The 18558-nt window shown below is 63.3% G+C and carries 15 protein-coding genes; 6 read left to right on the top strand and 9 right to left on the bottom strand.

Annotation, left to right across the window (positions count from 1 at the left end; translation table 11 throughout):
* Window positions 1-2: 2 nt before the first annotated feature.
* The 5 genes from CP49_RS19470 to CP49_RS19450 all read left to right on the top strand — a co-directional run bounded on the left by CP49_RS19470 (window position 3) and on the right by CP49_RS19450 (window position 5481).
* Window positions 3-1289 (top strand): alkaline phosphatase family protein, encoded by a 1287-nt coding sequence (locus tag CP49_RS19470; RefSeq protein WP_057851804.1) that lies wholly within the window; start codon window positions 3-5, stop codon window positions 1287-1289.
* On the top strand, window positions 1282-2403 hold the full coding sequence (locus tag CP49_RS19465) for an ABC transporter ATP-binding protein (protein WP_057851860.1): 1122 nt from the start codon (window positions 1282-1284) through the stop codon (window positions 2401-2403). The genes CP49_RS19470 and CP49_RS19465 overlap by 8 nt, the downstream gene beginning before the upstream one ends.
* Before the next feature lie 101 nt (window positions 2404-2504).
* Window positions 2505-3332, top strand: a complete 828-nt coding sequence (locus CP49_RS19460) for a carbohydrate ABC transporter permease (protein ID WP_245310754.1) — start codon at window positions 2505-2507, stop codon at window positions 3330-3332.
* Entirely contained in the window at window positions 3329-4171 is an 843-nt protein-coding gene (locus CP49_RS19455; protein ID WP_057851802.1) for a carbohydrate ABC transporter permease, read from the top strand. Before CP49_RS19460 ends, CP49_RS19455 begins: the two co-directional genes overlap by 4 nt.
* A gap of 20 nt (window positions 4172-4191) precedes the next feature.
* Window positions 4192-5481: an ABC transporter substrate-binding protein gene (locus CP49_RS19450; RefSeq protein WP_057851801.1), complete on the top strand. Its 1290-nt coding sequence runs from the start codon at window positions 4192-4194 to the stop codon at window positions 5479-5481.
* Window positions 5482-5580: 99 nt separating this feature from the next.
* Here the strand turns inward: CP49_RS19450 and CP49_RS19445 are convergent, their stop codons facing one another.
* The gene (locus CP49_RS19445) at window positions 5581-8307 is read right to left on the bottom strand and encodes a molybdopterin-dependent oxidoreductase (RefSeq protein ID WP_057851800.1); all 2727 of its coding nucleotides are present in this window, start codon (window positions 8305-8307) and stop codon (window positions 5581-5583) included.
* Window positions 8304-9131 carry an FAD binding domain-containing protein gene (locus CP49_RS19440; protein ID WP_057851799.1) on the bottom strand — a complete coding sequence of 276 codons (828 nt, stop codon included), beginning with the start codon at window positions 9129-9131 and terminating at the stop codon, window positions 8304-8306. Before CP49_RS19440 ends, CP49_RS19445 begins: the two co-directional genes overlap by 4 nt.
* 135 nt (window positions 9132-9266) lie before the next feature.
* On the opposite strand from CP49_RS19440, the gene CP49_RS19435 reads away from it, so the two are divergent.
* Window positions 9267-10616, top strand: a complete 1350-nt coding sequence (locus tag CP49_RS19435) for an 8-oxoguanine deaminase (protein ID WP_057851798.1) — start codon at window positions 9267-9269, stop codon at window positions 10614-10616.
* Between the two features lie 204 nt (window positions 10617-10820).
* Here CP49_RS19435 and CP49_RS19430 read toward each other — a convergent pair whose 3' ends face one another.
* From CP49_RS19430 to biuH, 7 genes are all read right to left on the bottom strand, one after another.
* Window positions 10821-11900 (bottom strand): BMP family ABC transporter substrate-binding protein, encoded by a 1080-nt coding sequence (locus tag CP49_RS19430; RefSeq protein ID WP_057851797.1) that lies wholly within the window; start codon window positions 11898-11900, stop codon window positions 10821-10823.
* Window positions 11901-11976: 76 nt separating this feature from the next.
* On the bottom strand, window positions 11977-12894 hold the full coding sequence (locus CP49_RS19425; protein WP_057851796.1) for an ABC transporter permease: 918 nt from the start codon (window positions 12892-12894) through the stop codon (window positions 11977-11979).
* On the bottom strand, window positions 12881-13972 hold the full coding sequence (locus CP49_RS19420) for an ABC transporter permease (RefSeq protein WP_057851795.1): 1092 nt from the start codon (window positions 13970-13972) through the stop codon (window positions 12881-12883). The genes CP49_RS19425 and CP49_RS19420 overlap by 14 nt, the downstream gene beginning before the upstream one ends.
* A complete protein-coding gene (locus tag CP49_RS19415; protein ID WP_057851794.1) occupies window positions 13956-15527 on the bottom strand; it encodes an ABC transporter ATP-binding protein in 1572 nt (523 codons plus the stop codon). The genes CP49_RS19420 and CP49_RS19415 overlap by 17 nt, the downstream gene beginning before the upstream one ends.
* Window positions 15528-15833: 306 nt before the next feature.
* Window positions 15834-16331: a nucleoside deaminase gene (locus CP49_RS19410; RefSeq protein ID WP_057851793.1), complete on the bottom strand. Its 498-nt coding sequence runs from the start codon at window positions 16329-16331 to the stop codon at window positions 15834-15836.
* Entirely contained in the window at window positions 16331-17863 is a 1533-nt protein-coding gene (locus CP49_RS19405) for an ABC transporter ATP-binding protein (protein WP_057851792.1), read from the bottom strand. Before CP49_RS19405 ends, CP49_RS19410 begins: the two co-directional genes overlap by 1 nt.
* Window positions 17860-18543: a biuret amidohydrolase gene (gene biuH, locus CP49_RS19400; RefSeq protein ID WP_057851791.1), complete on the bottom strand. Its 684-nt coding sequence runs from the start codon at window positions 18541-18543 to the stop codon at window positions 17860-17862. Before biuH ends, CP49_RS19405 begins: the two co-directional genes overlap by 4 nt.
* Window positions 18544-18558 lie beyond the last annotated feature (15 nt).

Below are 18558 nucleotides of genomic sequence, written 5' to 3'. Positions count from 1 at the left end.
CTATGCCTCGTGCTATCCTCGTCATCCTCGATGGTCTGCGCCGCGATCTCGTGACGCCGCAGGCCACGCCCCGTCTTGCCGCCTTCGCCGAGCGTTCCGAGCAGTTCGCCGCCCATCGCACGGTGTTTCCGTCCTGCACGCGGGTGGTTTCGGCGAGCCTGGCGACCGGTTGCTATCCCGCGCGCCACGGCTTGCAGGGCAACACCATGGCGCTAATGGAAAACGGGCGTCTCGTTCGGCACGACGCGGGTCGCCCCGACTTCCTCCAGCACAAGCGGCGCGTCACCGGCCGCGCGCTGGCCGTGCCAACTTTGGCCGAGCGCTTAACGGACAGCGGTGGTGCCATCATCTTCAGCAACGTTTCGCCAGGAGCGGCCTATGCGCACGATCCGGATGGATTTGGGCGGGTCTATCATCGCGCCGGATCATTCGGCCGCGCCCGCGTCCCGCTACCGGAAGACGAGCAGCTTCGCGTCACGCTGGATGTAGAAGGCGACCAGGCAATGACCGAACGCTTCATCCGCGAAGCAGTGTTGCCTCCGTCCGATCCGCCTGCGCTTGCGGTGCTTTGGCTCGGCGAGCCGGACGCCACGCAGCACGCCTTACCCATGGGATCGCCCGGTCATCTTGCGGTGTTGCAAGAGGCGGACCGCAATGCCGGGCGCGTCATGGACGCGGTGGCCACGCTCGCCGACAAGGACGATGTTCTCCTTCTGATAGGATCAGATCACGGCCATCAGACGGTCACCGGCGTCATCGACATCGACGAAGAACTGGTCACCGCCGGATTGAAGGAGAGCCTTGAATCGACCGATGTGGTCGTCGCCTCGAACGGCACCTCCGCGCTGCTCTACGTCCATCCGGATTTTGTCGCGCGCACGCCGTTGGTCGGCGACTTCCTCGCCAATCGGGAATGGGCGGAAACCGTCCTCGACGGCAGTGCGCTGGCGTCGGTCGGGCAGGGCCCGGATCACGGCCTCGCTTTTGCGGTCTCGATGCGCGCGAGCGATGAGCCCAATGCCTACGGCGTCGCTGGCACCAGCCTCGTCGCGGAGCGTGCCGGTAACAAGGCAGATATCCTTGGCAGCGGCCAGCACGGTGGCCTCGGTGCAGGCGAGCAGGCGCCCTTTCTAATGATCAGAGGTGCGCACTTCATCCATGGCGTGGCAAGGCAGGAGCCCTCCTGCATCACCGACATCGCGCCAACCATTCTCACGCATCTCGGGCTTCCCGCCTCCGGAATGGATGGGCGCCCGCTGCAGGCTGTTCGGGGAGGTCGCGATGGCTGAGATCGAACTGCGCCGCATCGAGAAGAGCTACGGCGAAACCGCTGTTGTGAAAGGCGTGTCGCTGAGCATTCGCGATGGGGAATTTCTTACCTTGGTGGGTCCCTCCGGATGCGGGAAATCGACCTTGCTGCGGATCATCGCCGGGCTGGAGGCGCAGGATAGCGGTGAGGTCATGGTGGCCGGCCGCTGCGTGGACGACAAGCGTCCCAAGGAGCGCGACGTCGCCATGGTATTCCAGTCGTACGCGCTCTATCCCCATCTTAGCGTGTTCGACAACGTTGCCCTTCCGCTGCGAACGCGGCGCCTGAGCTTCGCCCAGCGGCTGCCATTTGTAGGCCGTGCCGTGCCGGGACGCGGCGGCATTGAAAAGGTGATCCGCGCCGAGGTCGAGCAGGCAGCTTCCATGCTCGACATCGCCCATCTGCTGCATCGCAAGCCGGGCCAGCTTTCCGGCGGCCAGCGCCAGCGTGTCGCGCTGGGCCGCGCGATGGTGCGGCATCCCGCCGTGTTCCTGATGGACGAGCCGCTGTCCAACCTTGACGCCAAGTTGCGGGTGCAGATGCGCGCAGAAATCACCGCGCTGCATCGCCGCCTGGGCGTCACCTTCGTCTACGTGACCCACGATCAGGCAGAAGCGATGACGATGTCCGATCGCGTCGCCGTGATGACGGCCGGCGAATTGCTTCAGGTCGGCCAACCGGAGCAGCTTTATCGGGACCCGCAGGACTTGCGGGTCGCCGAGATGATCGGCAGCCCAAAGATCAACGTGGTTTCTTGCGACCATTGGATATCTTTGGGTGCGTCGCTTCCTCCAGGCATCGATGGCAACACGACGCACCTCGCGTTTCGTCCAGAGGCCGTCGGGATAGCCGCGTCTGGGGATAGAAGACTCAATGGCGTCGTCACTAGCGTCGAGAATCTTGGCTCTGATATCTTCCTGAACGTGGCGCTTGCAGACGGATGCGGCGCCGTCGTGGTGCGCACGCATCCCGACATATCGCGTTCGGAACCGGGCCGTCCGGTCGGTCTTCAGATCGACCCAGCGAGCTTGCTGCAATTTGACGGCGCGGGCATGCGCCTGCGCCAGGCCGAGCAGGTAGAGGCCGCAGCGTGAAAACTCCCGACCAGGATCGCCAACGCAGGGTCGATGCGAAAGCAAGCTTCGCGAAGAGATCGGGAGAGCATGGGGTTGGCTGGCTCGCCGTATCACCGGCCTTGCTGCTGCTGGTCGGCCTTCTGTTCGGTCCGGCTGCGGCGGTGGTGCTTTTCTCCCTGACGGACTGGCAGCTCGGATCATTTACTTTTCATTTCATCGGTGTTGCGAACTTCAGAGCCCTGTTCACGGACCCGACCTTCTGGAAGGCATTGACCAATACGCTGGTTTATGCGGCCATCGTCGTGCCGGGCACGGTGCTGCTGGGTCTCGTCGTGGCTCTGCTCATCGAGGCCAGTCCGGGCCTGCGTGGCTTCTACAGAGCCGCGCACTTCCTTCCTGTGATGTCCACAATGTCGGCCATGGCGATCGTCTGGGGCACCATGCTGCATCCTACGATCGGCCTCGTGAACCGCGGCCTGGGCGCGGTGGGGATTTCGGGGGTGAACTGGCTTCGCGACGAGCGTACGGCGCTGCTCGCTCTGGCCTTGATCGGCATATGGCAGGGCCTCGGTTTTGCCATGGTGCTGTTCGTATCCGGCCTGAAGGCCGTCCCGCAGCAGCTCTACGACGCCGCCGCCATCGACGGCGCCGATGGCGTTCTGGACCGGTTGCGTTTCGTGACGCTGCCCATGCTGGGACCGGTCACCATGTTCGTCGTCATCCTGACGGCCAAGAGGTCCTTCGAGGTATTCGACAGCGTTCGCGTCCTGACCCAGGGCGGGCCGAACTATGCGTCCGAGGTGCTGCTGCATCGGCTCTACACCGAGAGCTTCGATTTCCTGCGTATGGGATATGGCGCAGCGCTCACCGTGATCTATCTCGCAATCATTGTGCTGCTTACGCTGACACAGGCGCGGCTCCTCGAACGGCGGGTCCATTATTCATGATCGCCCGCTTTCCATACCGGCGGTTCGCTGGCCGGATTGCTCGGCATGCAATTCTGATTCTCACCGCCGCCTTTGCGCTGCTGCCGTTCGTCTGGATGGTGAGCCTGTCGCTCAAACCGCCGGAAGAGATATTCCAGGCCGATTTCCACCTTTGGCCGACGGCCTTTCATGGGGTCGAGAACTACCGCGTCGCGCTAACTGCGGCGCCGATGTTCCGCTTCCTGCTAAACGGGTTGCTGGTGTGCACGGCGATCTTCGCGCTGCAGCTCCTGGTCTGCATTCCCTGTGCCTATGCACTTGCGAAGCTGCGGTTTCGCGGCAGGGACACCTTGTTCTCCGCCGTGCTGGTCGGCCTGCTGCTGCCGCCTCAAGCTCTCGCCATTCCGCATTTCGTCCTGTTGAACGTGTTTGGGCTCCTGGACACCTATGCCGCGCTGATCCTGCCGTGGGTGATCTCTACTTTCGGCATTTTCCTGCTGCGGCAATTCTTTCGGTCCATACCCGACGAGATCATTCACGCAGCCCGCCTCGACGGGCTCGGCGAGTTCGAGATCATCTGGCGCATCATGATCCCCATGACCACGCCGGCGCTGGCCGCCTTTGGCATTTTCTCGATTGTAGCCCACTGGAACGACTTGTTCTGGCCGCTCATCGCGGTGCGCAGCGCGGAGATTTCCACGCCCGCGCTCGGCATCCTGCTCTTTCGTGACGATGAAGCCGGGCAGTTCCTCGGACCGCTGATGGCCGGCGCCGTGATTATCGTAGCCCCACTCCTCGTTGCATTCCTGATCGCGCAGCGCCGGTTTATCGACGGCCTCGCCGTAACGACCATGAAGTAATCCAAAAATGGAGACCGTCCATGCTTGATCAAATCGTAACCCGGCTAGGGCCGGTGCTCGCTGGAGCCGCTGCCCTCGTGGCAATTGGCGCGACCTCTGCACGGGCGGAGGTTACGCTCGACGTGCTCTACACCACACCCGGTACCTTCAATGCGCTGCATCAGGAATTGGCCAGGCGTTTCACCGAGGCGCACCCCGACATCAAGGTGAAGTTCCGCAATCCCGTGGCGAGCTACGAGGAGGCCGCGCAGCAGATCCTGCGTGACCAGATCACCGGTCGCCTGCCGGATGTGGCTTTCAACGGAATCAATCAGATTGGCCTGTTCGTGGATCGGGGATTAGGCGCCCCGCTGGACGGATTCGCAGCAGCAGATGGTGGGCTTGCCGAACTTGGCTATTACCCGACGCTTGCGGAACTCGGAAAATACAAAGGCAAGCTCTACGGCCTGCCGTTCGCCACCTCGACGCCTGTGCTCTACGTGAATGCTGATCTGGTCGCAAAGGCCGGCACCGATGTGTCGGCGCTTCCAAAGACCTGGCCGGAGCTTTTGGCTCTGGGCAAGACCATCGAGGCGAAAGCGGGCACTGCCGCTACGGGCTTCTATTATCAGTGGGAGCAAACCGGCAACTGGTTATTCCAGTCGCTGGTGACGAGCAAAGGCGGCCGTATTCTCAAAGCCGACGGGTGCAGCATCGCCTTCGACGACGCAAACGGCATGTGGGCGCTGAAGACGCTCGAAGCTTTCGGCAAATCGGGCATGCCGAATCTTGGGCTCGGTCAGGCCCGGCAATCATTCGTCGCCGGCAACATCGCGATACTCGCGGATTCCACATCCTATGTGGCCGCGGCCGAGCGGCAGATCGGCGGTCGGTTCCAGTTCAAAACCGTCGCCTTCCCGCTTGCCGCAGCCGACGGGCGCCTTCCCGCAGGCGGAAACGTCGCTATGGTTTTCGCAAAGGACGCCGAACGCCAGAAGGCCGCCTGGAAATACGTAAAGTTCGCCACCGGCCCGGTCGGCCAGACCGCGATGGTCAATTCCACCGGCTATATGCCCGGCAACGAGATCGCCGTGAAGACGCCGGACCTGCTCGGTGCTTTCTATGCAAGGAGCCCCAACCACCTGACCAGTATCCAGCAATTGCCGCTGCTGACGGAATGGGCATCTTTTCCAGGTGATAATTCGCTGAAAATTATTGAGGTGATCAAGCATCGTATAGAGAGCCTGGTGACGGGCAAGCGTACGGCGGAGCAGGTCATGCCTGAACTGGTTGGAGATGTGTCCAATCTTCTGCCAAAGTGCGGCGGCTAGCTAGCGATCGAACGGGGCGGGACTCAATCGGATAGTCCCGCTTGCGCCGTCGGTCACCTCGCTGGGCGGGCTCGGTAGCTACGCATAGCGGGCTCCGCTTCATCCAGGCCCAAACTTCTCATGCAACAGCGGCCATAGCCGGTCCGGCTTGAACGGAGTCGCCGTAAAGCGGATGCCGGTGGCGTTGGCAATGGCGTTACCAAGCGCAGCGGCGACCGGGTTGTACGGGCTTTCGCTCATCGATTTGGCGCCCATCGGCCCCAGCGCGTCCGACGTGTCGGCAAAGAACACTTCCGTGCGGGGAATGTCGGCAAAGGATGGCAGATGATAGTCGCGGAATTTGGGATTAATGACCCGACCGTTGTCGTCGATCACCATTTCCTCATAGAGCGCCGCGCCCAGCGATTGAGCGACCCCGCCCTCGACCTGGCCACGGCACTGCATCGGATTGGCGACACGGCCGGCATCGGCGGCCTGCACGCTTTTCAGGATCTTGAGTTCGCCGGTGTATTTGTTCACGGCGACGCGAAAGCCCTGTACATTGAAGGCGACGGAGCGCGGTGTGCCTGACGAATTGCCGCTCGCACTGAGGACCTTATTCAGCGAGTGCGCAGAAGCGGCGAGCAAAGCAAAAGAGGTGCGGCGTCCGGCACAGACCGTGCCATGGTTGTCGAGGGTGCAAGCGTCCGGGTTTTCGCCCAGCAATGACGCCGCGAATTGCTTCAGTTGGCCGGCCAGCGCCTCGGCCGCGGCCTGCGTCGCACGCCCGGCGACGAAGGTCCCGGCGCTGCCATAGGCGCCGGTGTCGTGGCCGCCATGCGCGGTGTCGGATTGCAAAAGACGGATGCGATCGACGGTCGTCGCCAGCGCGGACGCGGCGATCTGGCGATGCACGGTGCTGGTACCATTGCCGAATTCGGCGGTGCCGACAGTGAGGTCGAAGCCGCCATCCTCGCGCAGTGAAATGCTGCAATCGGCGAAATGGCCTGCTGGCGGCACCGTGTCGATCATGGTCAGCGCGATGCCGTCCCCGGTCAACCAGTCCGCTGGGAGCGAAGGCATCGGCGCTTCGGCGGCCATCGCGCGCTCGACCAGATCGAGGCATTGATCGAGGCCATAGCTGCCATAGAGCACGTCATGATATTCGGATCCTGGCGGCGACAGCATGGGATCACCGGGTTTGACGACATTGCGGCGGCGCATCTCGAACGGGCTGATGCCGAGCTGCTTCGCCAGTTCGTCGATCGCGGCTTCGACGGCGATCAGGGTCTGCGGCAGGCCGTAGCCGCGAAACGCCCCGGCGGGCACGGTGTTGGTATAGGCGGCGATGCCGTCGACCTTCTTGTTCGGACAGTTATAGACGCCGATGCATTCGCCGACAGAATGGAGCAGCACCGGGCCGGCGTGGTTGCCGTAGGCCCCGGTGTTCGAGAGGACGTCGAGCTGCAGCGCCGTGAGCTTGCCGTCCTTGTCGGCGCCTGCTTTGACGGTGACCTGCATCGGATGCCGCGTCGAGGTCGAGATGAATTGTTCTTCCCGCGTCAGTTCGAATTTTACCGGGCGGCCGGTCTTGAGCGCTGCGAGCGCAAGCATGTCCTCGACGAACATTTCCTGCTTGCCGCCGAATCCGCCGCCGACGCGCTCACAGAATACCCGCACCTTGTCCAGCGGCAGATGGAAGAGGTCGGCCAGCGTACGCCGAATGAGGAATGGCACCTGCGTGCTGGAGCGGACATTGAGAATTCCATCGGCATCGACCCAGGCAAGGCCGCCATGGGTTTCCAGCGCCGCATGCTGGACCCGCTGGGTCGTGAAAGCACCTTCATAGGTGGCGGCGGCCTGTGCCAGTGCGCTCGCGACATCGCCAAATTCGCCGTGGGTTTCCGCCACGATATTGCGGCCTGCGTCAGCGACGCGGTTTGCCAGCGTCTTGTCGCCATGAATCGCAGGGGCGCCCGGCGCGATGGCGGCTGTGGGATCGACCACGGCCGGCAGGATTTCGTATGCGACGTCGAGTTGCCGGCAGCCTTCCTCAGCGGCGGCTTCGGTCTCGGCCACCACGGCGGCGACCTTCTGTCCGATAAAGCGGACGACATTGTCGAGCACACGGGTGTCGTCCGCGTCCATCCAGTCCCACTCGTGCCGCGCGGTCGAGAACAGGCGGTCGGGCGCGTCTTCAAACGTCAGTATCGTGTGCACGCCGGGGACGCCGAGCGAGGCGCGCTTGTCGATCGAGATGATTTTTGCGTGCGGATGCGGCGAGCGCAGCATCTTGATGTGCAGCATACCTTCAGGCGCGACATCGAACGTATAGCGCGCTGCGCCGCGTACTACCTGCGGTCCGGCGGGGGCAGGAAGGCTGCGGCCGAATGCGGTGCCTGCGGCGGCGTCTTCGATGTTGCTCTTGCCGTTCAGCGCATCCTCGATCGCACGATAGCCGGTGCAACGACAGATATTGCCTTTCAGCGCGGCGCCGAGGTCGTGCCGTTGCGCCTGGTTCAGCGATGCGCAGGTCAGGATCATGCCTGACGTGCAGAAGCCGCATTGAAACCCCTGCGCATCCAGAAACGCCTGTTGCATTGGATGGGTGCCGCCATCGGGCGCAAAGCCTTCGATGGTCGTCACGGCGTGACCGTCGGCGCGGAAGGCCGGGATCAGACAACTATGCACCGGCTCGCCGTCGATCAGCACGGTGCAGGCGCCGCAGTCGCCGGCGTCGCACCCCTTCTTGACGCCGAAATGGCCGAGTTCGCGCAGGAACGTGCGCAGGCATTGGCCGGGTCGCGGCGCTTTGGAAAATTCCCTGCCGTTGATCTGGAAAGTCATGCGTATGCCGTGCCCTGCAATTCGACGCGGATTTCTTCCGCGAGCCGCAGCGTCATATGCTTGCGCCATATTGGCTTGCCGTGAACGTCGCTGTGATAGAGGTCGTCGGCGATGCGCTGCAAAATCGTTTCGCGCAATTCTTTGCTGTTTGGGATTCCCGCAAAGGACAATCGAACAGGCCTCTTGGTCGATGCCGTAATCGTCAGCGCCAATCCGCCGTCGCTGGTTACGCTGCCGATCAGCAGCGCCGCAGAGCGGCCGACCGGGGTCAGCGAAACCTGGCGGAACGCCGAACGCCGCCTCAGGGCAGCGAGCGGGATCTCGACTTGCCGCAATAGGTCGCCCGGCGCGAGCACGTTACGCTGATCGCCGGTGACGAAATCGGCGACGGGAATGTTCCGCTCACCGCCATCGGCCTGCCAGATCGTGCAGACACCGTCGAGCGCCGAGGTGAGAGAGATCATCGGCCCCGCCGGCAGCGACATGCAGATGTTGCCACCGACGGTGGCCGTCTTCCAGATCTTGAAGGAGGCGAGAAATGCGCGGCAGCACTGACTGATCAGCGGGGAGGCGATCCATTCCGGCGGACAGGCCAGCGCATCGAGCTGCGCCACCGTGCAGGTCGCCGCGATTGATAGCCCGGTCTCACTGATGGTCAGCGCCGGCCATTTCAGGTCAGTAAGATCGATCAGCCGCCTCAGGTGGGCCTGCGGTTCCGAGAACAGCCAGGTCCCGCCCGCGAGCCAAGCATCGCCTGCCGTCCAAACGGGCAATTGATCCCGCGTCGTGGGATGGGCAACCGCAGCAACGGTGTTCAGGTCCATGGATACGCCAACGCTTTCAAGTAGATGCATCTCCGACTATGAAGTCTTGCAAGTCCAGCGCCAAATTGCGATTCGGGGACGGTCCTTGCAAGAGGATGCCGTTCGCAACCACGCTTTCGCAAATCAGGTGGGATCATGGACCAAACGCAGGCGATCTGGATCAGGGATCCCCTTTCCATTCTCGCTGACGGCGCCGAGCGCGGTCTCGTGGTCCGCGGCGGCAAGATCGTCGAACTGGTGCCGCGGGGCCGGGAGCCGGTGACGGCAAACGCCGTCGCCTACGACGCCGGTGCCCATGTCGTGCTGCCGGGGTTGATCAATACACACCATCATTTCTACCAGACGCTGACGCGGGCACTTCCGGCGGCGCTGGACCGCGAGCTGTTTCCATGGTTACAGGCACTCTATCCGGTCTGGGCGCGGCTGACGCCGGAATCTCTCCACTTGGGTGTCAGCGTAGCGATGTCGGAATTGCTGCTGTCAGGCTGTACGACCACGACCGATCACCATTATGTGTTTCCGGCGGGGCTCGAGGAAGCCCTCGACATCGAGGTCGCCGCCGCGCAGCGGCTCGGTATCCGCGTGCTGCTGACGCGCGGCTCGATGAACCGCCCGCAGAAGGACGGCGGGCTGCCGCCCGACAGCGTGGTGCAGGACGAGGATACGATTTTGGCCGATAGCGAACGCGTGGTGGCAAAATATCACCAGCGCGGCGAGGATGCGATGACGCAGATCGCGCTGGCGCCGTGCTCGCCGTTTTCGGTGACGACCTCGCTGATGCGCGCGACCGCCACACTTGCTGACAAGCTCGACGTCCGCCTGCATACGCATCTGGCCGAGACCGAGGACGAGAACAAGTTCTGCGAGCAGATGCATGGCTGCCGCCCGCTCGATTATCTCGAGCAATGCGGGTGGCTCAATGCACGAGCCTGGCTGGCGCACGGCATCTACTTCAACCCAGATGAGATGGGACGGCTCGGAAAGGCCGGGACTGCCATCAGCCATTGCGCATGCAGCAACCAGATCCTGGCGTCGGGTTGCTGCCCGGTCTGCGAGATGGAGGAGGCGGGGGTTTCGATCGGGCTCGGCGTCGATGGCTCAGCGTCGAATGATGAATCCAACCTGATGCAGGAAGTCCGCGCTGCTTTCCTGCTGCAACGAGCGCGCTACGGTGTCGGCCGAGTCAGCCACAAGGACGCGCTGCGCTGGGCCACCAAGGGCTCGGCGGCCTGCATCGGACGGCCCGAGCTCGGCGAAATTGCGGTCGGGAAGGCTGCCGACCTCGCGCTGTTCAAGCTCGACGAACTGCGTTTTTCCGGCCACGGCGACCCCTTGGCCGCGCTGGTGCTATGCGGTGCGCATCGTGCCGATCGGGTGATGGTTGGCGGCAACTGGATGGTGAAGGACGGCGCGATCCCCGATCTCGATTTACCCGACCTGATCCGCCGTCACAGCGCCGCCGCGCGGGCGATGCGCGAGGGGTGAGTTGGTCTACTCCCTCGCCCCGCACTTGCGGGGAGAGGGCTGGGGTGAGGGGCTCTCTCCCCAAGTTCGATGTGAATTGTCTTGCGATGCTGTCTTCTGAAAGCGCTAAAATTGCGAGCGATGTGCCTCGCCCCTCACCCGGATCGCAAGGGCGATCCGACCTCTCCCCGCAAAGAGCGGGGAGAGGTGAAGCTCTCCCGCCCCCTACTTCCCGGGAATCTTCTCGTCGATGCCCTTCACGTAAAAATTCATGCCGAGCACCTGGCCATCATCGAGATGGGTACCGCCCTTGCATTCGACTTCCTTGCCGTCCTGGCCGACGATCGGGCACTTGAACGGCTGCAGCTTGCCTTCGGTGATCGCGGCTTCGGTCTCCATCGCGAGCTTCTTCACGTCGTCGGGCATGTTGGTGTAGGGCGCCATGACGACGATCTTGCTCTTCAGGCCGCCCCAGAAATCCTCCGACTTCCAGGTGCCGTTCAGCTCGGCCTTGACGCGCTCGATATAATAGGGGCCCCAATTGTTCATGGTCGAGGTGAGCTGCGCCTTCGGTCCGAACTTGATCATTTCAGAGTCCTGGCCGAACGCCAGCTTGCCGCGCTCGGCGGCGACCTGCATCGCGGCAGGGCTATCGGTGTGCTGCATGATGATGTCGGCGCCCTGGTCGATCAGCGCCTTGGCGGCGTCGGCCTCCTTGCCGGGATCGAACCAGGTGTTGGCCCAGATAATTTTGACCTTGATGTTCGGGTTGATCGTCTGTGCACCGAGCATGGTGGCGTTGATGCCGGAGATCACTTCGGGAATCGGGAACGAGGCGATATAGCCGAGCACGCCTGACTTCGACATCTTGGCGGCGATGATGCCCTGGATATAACGGCCCTCATAGAACCGCCCCGAATAGGTCGACATATTCTTGTCGCGCTTGTAGCCGGTGGCGTGCTCGAAATGCACGTTCGGATATTTCTTGGCGACCTTCAGCGTCGGCTCCATGTAGCCGAACGACGTGGTGAAGATCAGCTTGTTACCGGCGCGTGCCAGTTGCTCGATCGAGCGTTCGGAGTCCGGGCCCTCGCTGACATTCTCCAGAAATGTGGTTTCGACCCTGTCGCCTAATTCCTTGAGCATGGCGAGGCGTCCAAGGTCGTGCTGGTAGGTCCAGCCGAGATCGCCGACCGGTCCGATATAGATGAATCCAACCTTGAGTTTGTCGGCGGCGGAAGCGCCGAACAGGCCTGCTCCGGTAACGAGCATCGCTGCAGTCGCCGCGATGAGAATCTTTTTCATGGAATTCTCCGTTTTACTGACGGGTGGGCGGTCTCTCCCGATGCGCCGCGCCCCGTCGCGCGCGCTCCGGGCACGTCTACCGGTCGGGCACGAAGACGGTCCCGAGCGCCGCAGGCGCGGTCGAGCCGCCGGTTCGTGCACGTGAAATCAGGACAAGGACAATGACGGTCGCGAGATAGGGCAATGCCGACATGAGTTGCGATGGAATGCCGACGCCCCAGCCCTGCGCATGAAGCTGCAGGATCGTCACCGCGCCGAACAGATAGGCGCCGATCACGAGGCGTCCCGGCAGCCAAGACGCGAACACGACCAGTGCCAGCGCGATCCATCCGCGCCCGGCCGTCATGCCGGGAATGAAGAACGGTGTGTAGGCGAGCGGCAGATAGGCGCCGGCGAGGCCTGCGCAAGCGCCTCCGAACATCACCGCGAACATCCGGATCCTGAGCACGGAATAACCGAGCGCGTGCGCGGAAGCGTGATTGTCGCCTGCGGCCCGCAGGATCAGGCCGGCCCGCGTCTTGTAAAGGAAGAACCAGACGCCGGCGACCAGTGCCAGCGAGAGGTATACGAAGGCGTCCTCGCCGAACAAAATACGCCCGATCAGCGGGATATCGGTTAGGCCGGGAATATAAAGATGCGGCGCCAGCGAAATCTTTTCGCCGACGAAGCGGGAGCCGATCAGGCCGGAAAGGCCGATTCCGAGAATGGTCAGCGCGAGGCCGGTGGCCACCTGGTTGACCGCAAGTCCCAGCGTCATCAGCGCGAAGATCAGCGACATCAAGACGCCGGCGACGATGCCGCACAGCGCGCCGATTATAACCGAGCCGGAGAGCCAGGCGCCGCCGAAGCCGCAGGCCGCGCCGACGATCATCATGCCTTCGACGCCGAGGTTGAGCACGCCGGAGCGTTCGGTCACGAGTTCGCCGGTCGCAGCCAGCAGCAGCGGCGTGGAAGCCGCAAGCACCGCAAGGATGATGGCCTCAATGAGCCCCACTGGACACCTTTGGCGATGCGAAAACGAGCTTGAACCGATAGAGGATAAGGGAATCGCAGGCGAGTACGTAGAATAGCAGAATGCCCTGGAAGACCTTGGTGACGTCCAACGGAATTTTCATTGCGATCTGCGCCTGCTCGCCGCCGATGAAGGTGAGCGCCAGGAAAAGTCCTGCAATTAATATTCCAACCGGGTTCAGCCGCCCCAGGAACGCGACGATGATCGCGGTGAAACCGTAGCCGGGCGAGATCCCGGGCTGCAGATGTCCGACGGGGCCTGCGACTTCGATGATCCCGGCGAGGCCTGCGAGCGCGCCCGAAATCGCGAAGGTCAGCAGGATTAACTGGTTGGAGTTGAAACCACCGAAGCGTGCGGCGCGCGGGGCGGCGCCGACGACGCGGATTTCAAACCCCTTGATGGTCTTGCCGAGCAGCACCGCGACCGCCGCGACCACGACAAGCGCAATGACGCCGCCAAGATGCAGCCGGCCGCCCTCGATCAGCGCCGGCACGGCGGCGACCGGATCGAACTCGGCAGTGGTCGGAAAGTTGAAGCCTTTCGGGTCGCGCCACGGACCGCGCACGAGGTAGTCGAGTAGGAGGTCGGCGACATAGACCAGCATCAGGCTGGTGAGGATTTCGCTGGCGCCGAACCTGACCTTGCAGATCGCCGGTATCAGGGCATACAGCGCGCCGCCGATCGCAGCCAGCAGCATCATCGCCGGCAATACCCACGGGCCGGCGTCGGTGCCCTGCGTCTTCACCGCAAGCCAGCTTCCGGCGACGGCACCGACCAGGAATTGTCCTTCGGCGCCGATGTTCCAGGCGTTGGCGAGGTAGCAGAGCGAGAGGCCGATCGCGATCATCACCAGCGGCGTGGCCTTCACTGCGATCTCCTGCAGCGAATAGCTGTCGGTCAGGGGATCGATGAAGTAGACGCCGAGCGCGGAAATCGGGTTTTTGCCGAGGATAGCAAACAGGATGCTCATGGTCACGAGCGTCAGGCCGATCGCGATCAGCGGCGAAATCAGCGCGATCGTATTCGATCGCTCGGCGCGCTTTTCAAGCACCAGCTGCATGCGCCGCTTCCTTCTGCCCCAGAGTGCTTCCCCCCATCAGCAGGCCTAGTTTCTCGCGGCTCGCGTCGGCGGTCGGCAACGGCTCCGACAGATGGCCATGGAACATCACGGCGATGCGGTCGGTGATTTCAGCGAGTTCATCGAGGTCCTGGCTTGTCACCAGCAGCGCGGCGCCGCCGGCGGCGAGATCCAGCAGGGCCTGCCGGATCACGGCGGCGGCGCCCGCGTCGACGCCCCAGGTCGGCTGGCTCACGACGAGGACCATCGGGTTGCGCAGGATTTCGCGGCCGACAATGAATTTCTGCAGATTGCCGCCGGAGAGGCTGGCGGCTTCCGGATCGCGCTTGGCCTTGCGCACGTCGAAGGTTTCGGTGGCGCGGTCGACAGTCTTCAGCGTCACGGCGGTATTGACGAAGCCGTGCAGAACCATGCCGCTCGCGGCGTGGCCGGTCAGCAGCGCGTTCTCCGAAAGCTTCATGCGCGGCACAGTGCCGTGACCAAGCCGCTCCTCGGGAACGAATGCCGCTCCAAGTTTGCGCCGCTGCGTGATCGAAAGATGCCCTGCGGCATGCCCATCTATGACGATTGTGCTGGGATCTTGTGCCAGCCGCTCTCCCGACAAAGCGGCAAAAAGCTCATCCTGACCGTTGCCGGCGACACCTGCGATGCCCAGGATTTCGCCACCCTTGAGCTCGAAGGAGATGTTCCGAAGCCGCACACTGTGCGGATCGTCCGGCTCGAGGCTGAGGTCGTTGACGACAAGCCGAGGTATTGTGGTTCTCCGGTTGGCGGGCGCCCTCACTTCCTTGATCTCGCCGCCGACCATCATCCGCGCGAGCGAAGCCGCGGTCTCCGCTTTGGGGTTGCAGGTCGAGACCTTCCTGCCGCCGCGCAGGATGGTGGCGGTGTCGCAGAGCCGCTTCACCTCTTCGAGCTTATGGCTGATGTAGAGGATCGCGCGGCCCTCGGCCTTGAGACGATTGAGCACGACGAAGAGTTGGTCAGCCTCCTGCGGCGTTAGCACCGCGGTCGGTTCATCGAGGATCAGGAACTTCGGATTTTGCATCAGCGTGCGCACGATCTCGATGCGCTGGCGTTCGCCGACGGATAGTTGCCAGACCTCGCGTTTGGGATCGAGCGGAAGCCCGTAAACGCGGGATACTTGCTCAAGGCGCGCCGACATGTCCTTGAAGGATTCCTTGCCGTCGAGCCCGAGCGCAACGTTTTCCGCCACCGTAAGATTGTCGAACAGCGAGAAGTGCTGGAACACCATGCCGATGCCGCGGCTGCGTGCTTGCGACGGTCCGGAGAGAACCATCTTCTCGCCCTGCCAGTGCATTTCGCCTTCGCTCGGCTGGATCAATCCGTAAATGGCTTTGACGAGCGTCGATTTTCCCGCGCCGTTTTCGCCGAGCAGCGCGTGTATCTGCGTCGGCCAGACATCGATATCGATCGCCTCATTGGCGAGGAAGCTGCCATAGCGCTTGGTCAGGCCAACCGTCCGGAGCAGCGGCGCGGCACCGGTGGGCGGCTCGGCAGGCGTCGAATCCAGCATTCGTGATCACGCGTCCCAGGGAATGGTGCCTCAATATTGGGCCAGTTTCGGCGCGCGCGTAAGTGGAGAAAAAGCGCCAAGCCTTGCTCAACTCTTTGGCAAGCAAAGCGCCTTCCTGCTGCTTGATTGCTTGGATTTATGAAGCATTTCGGATCGCAGCGCGTTGTCCAGATCGAGCGAAAGCGCCTGGCCGTTGTTGCAGATTTGTAACGGTCCAGACCAATTCGAAACTGCCTAGTCAGCCCCGACGTGAAATCGAGCAGTTTTTGTTCCCGTGCCGCGAGCTGTGGGACCTCCGGCCGGAGGCTACTTGTTCCAGACCCCGGCGTGAACCGCCGCGGCCTCGTCCTCAAGCAGCGGGCCAACCACCTCGGTCGCGCGTTGCCCGCTGGCGAACACATCGCGGCAGGGCAGGTTGAGGGTCAGATTTTCCGGATGGTTGCCGGTGAGATCCCGCAGTCGATGTTCGCTCAGGCCATAGACCAGGCGGCCGATGCCGGCCCAGTAGATCGCGCCTGCGCACATCGCACAGGGCTCGGCGGACGAGTAGAGCGTTGCGCTGCGCAGAGTGCTCGGATCGAGCGCGGTGCAGGCCTGCGTCGCGAGCAGCCGCTCGGCATGCGCAGTGCCGTCATGGGAGGGCATGTAGCCGTTCTCGGCTTCCAGCAGCAAATTGCCATCCCGGTCGACGAGAACAGCGCCAAAGGGATGGTTGCCGTGGGCTGCGGCGCGGCGGGCGACATCGAACGAGCGGCGCAGGAAATGCGTGTCGCGCGCCGGCTGGTCGACTGGAACATTGGCCATCAGTGCCCTGCCATGTGCCGGCCGATCTCGGTGAGGTTGGCCTCGCTGGCGCGCGCTTCATGAACGAGCTGCCCGTGAAACATCACGACGAGGCGATCGGACAATTCGAGGAGTTCGTCGAGATCCTCGCTGACCAGCAATACCGCGGCGCCACGGTTGCGCGCAGCCATGATCTCGGCGTGGATCTGCGCGACCGCTGCGAAATCGAGCCCGAAGCAGGGATTGGCGGCGATCAGCACCTCGACTTCGCCGCCCAGTTCTCGCGCGAGCACCGCGCGCTGCACGTTGCCGCCCGACAGCGCCGAAATCGGGGTGTCCGGCGTGCGGGTCTTGATCTTGTAGAGCCCGATCTTGCGCTCGGCATCTTTCCGGAACGCCGACCGGTTGAGCCACCAACCGCCGCTGGCGAAGGGCGCCCGATCGAATTCGCGGAACGCGATGTTGTCGGCGACGCTCATACCGCCGACGCAGGCGTTCTTCAGCGGCTCCTCGGGGAGCAGCGACATCTTGTGCCGGCGCATCTCCTTGCGGCTCGCCGAATAGAGGTCGCCGCGGATGTGGATCTCGCCGCTTTCGGCTTCGCGTTGGCCGGCCAGTACTTCGACCAGTTGCCGTTGGCCGTTGCCGGAGACGCCGGCGATCCCGACGATTTCGCCTCCGCGCACGGCGAGCGATACGCCATGGACGGCGATGGCACCGGCATCGTCGAGCGCGGTGAGCTTGGTCAGCTCAAGCCTCGGTTCGCCGACCTCGCCAACCCGTGGCGGCTGGACCGTCAACTGCTCCGCTCCGATCATGGTGCGGGCCATATCGTCAGGCGTGAGATCCGCGACGCGGCCGTGGCCGGCCAGTTTGCCTCGGCGCAGGATCGTCACATCGTCGGCAAACGCCATCACCTCGCGGAATTTGTGCGTGATCATCAGGATGGTGAGGTCGCCCGCCACGACCATGGCACGCAGCATGCCCAGCACCTCGTCGGCCTCGCCCGGCGTCAGTACGGAGGTAGGCTCGTCGAGAATGAGAAAGCGCCGCTTCAGGTAGAGCTGTTTGAGTATCTCGCATTTCTGCCGCTCGCCGGCGGAAATGTCGGAGACTTTGGCATCCAGCGGCACCTTGAACGGCATCCGCGACAGGAACGCCGCGAGCAGCTTCTTCTCCTTCGTCCAATCCACCACGGCCGGCACGTCGTCGCGCGCCAACACCAGGTTTTCGGCGACCGTCATTGCGGGCACCAGCGTGAAGTGCTGGTAGACCATGCCGAGCCCGAGCGCATGTGCTTCCTTCGGATTGGCGATCGCCTGTTCGCGGCCACCGACCAGCACGCCGCCTTGGGTCGCGCGGTAATAGCCCATGATGCATTTCACCAGCGTGCTCTTCCCGGCGCCGTTCTCGCCGAGCAACGCATGGAACGAGCCCGGCCGCACCTTGAGTTCGACGTTATCGAGCGCGGTAAAGCCGCCGAACCGCATGGTCATGGCGACAACGTCTACCCCAAGCGCGCCGCTGGGCAGCGGTGTTTCGCCGATGATCATGACAGCGCTCTGATCAGCACCGTCGAGGTCGCGACCGCGCCGAACACGCCGCCCTGCATCTTGATCATCTTCAGCGCGTGGTCGTGGTTGCTCTTGTCGGTGGCGGCGCAGCAATCCTCGATCAGCACGCATTCGAAGCCGCGATCGTTCGCCTCTCGCATGGTGGTGTGAACGCAGACGTCGGTGGTGATCCCGGTCAGCACGATGTTCTGGATACCGCGCAGCCGTAGCATCAGCTCCAGATCGGTGGCGCAGAACGATCCCTTGCCGGGCTTGTCGATGACCGGCTCGCCCCGCAGCGGCGCCAGGTCGGGAATGATCTCCCAACCAGGCTCGCCCCGAACCAGCACGCGGCCGCACGGGCCAGGGTCGCCGATCCCCGCGCCGATCTGCCGAGAGCGCCACTGCTTGTTGGCTGGCAGGTCGGTGAGATCAGGCCGATGTCCTTCGCGGGTATGGATGATGTGAAAACCTTGCCTCCGCATTACCGCCAGCAGCCGCTTGATCGGTTCGATCGGGGCCCGTGTCAGCGAGAGATCATAGCCCATCTTGTCGACATAGCCGCCGACGCCGCAAAAGTCGGTCTGCATGTCGATAATGATCAGTGCGGTATTCTCCTGGCGCAGATCGCCATTATAGGGCCATGCATAGGGTTCGGATTTGATGTAGCGCTCGGCCATGGCTCGTTCTCGCTC

The organism is Bradyrhizobium valentinum, assembly GCF_001440405.1.
GTDB lineage: Bacteria > Pseudomonadota > Alphaproteobacteria > Rhizobiales > Xanthobacteraceae > Bradyrhizobium > Bradyrhizobium valentinum.
Note: the sequence above shows the minus strand (reverse complement) of the source record. Positions and strands in the feature narration are given on the sequence as shown.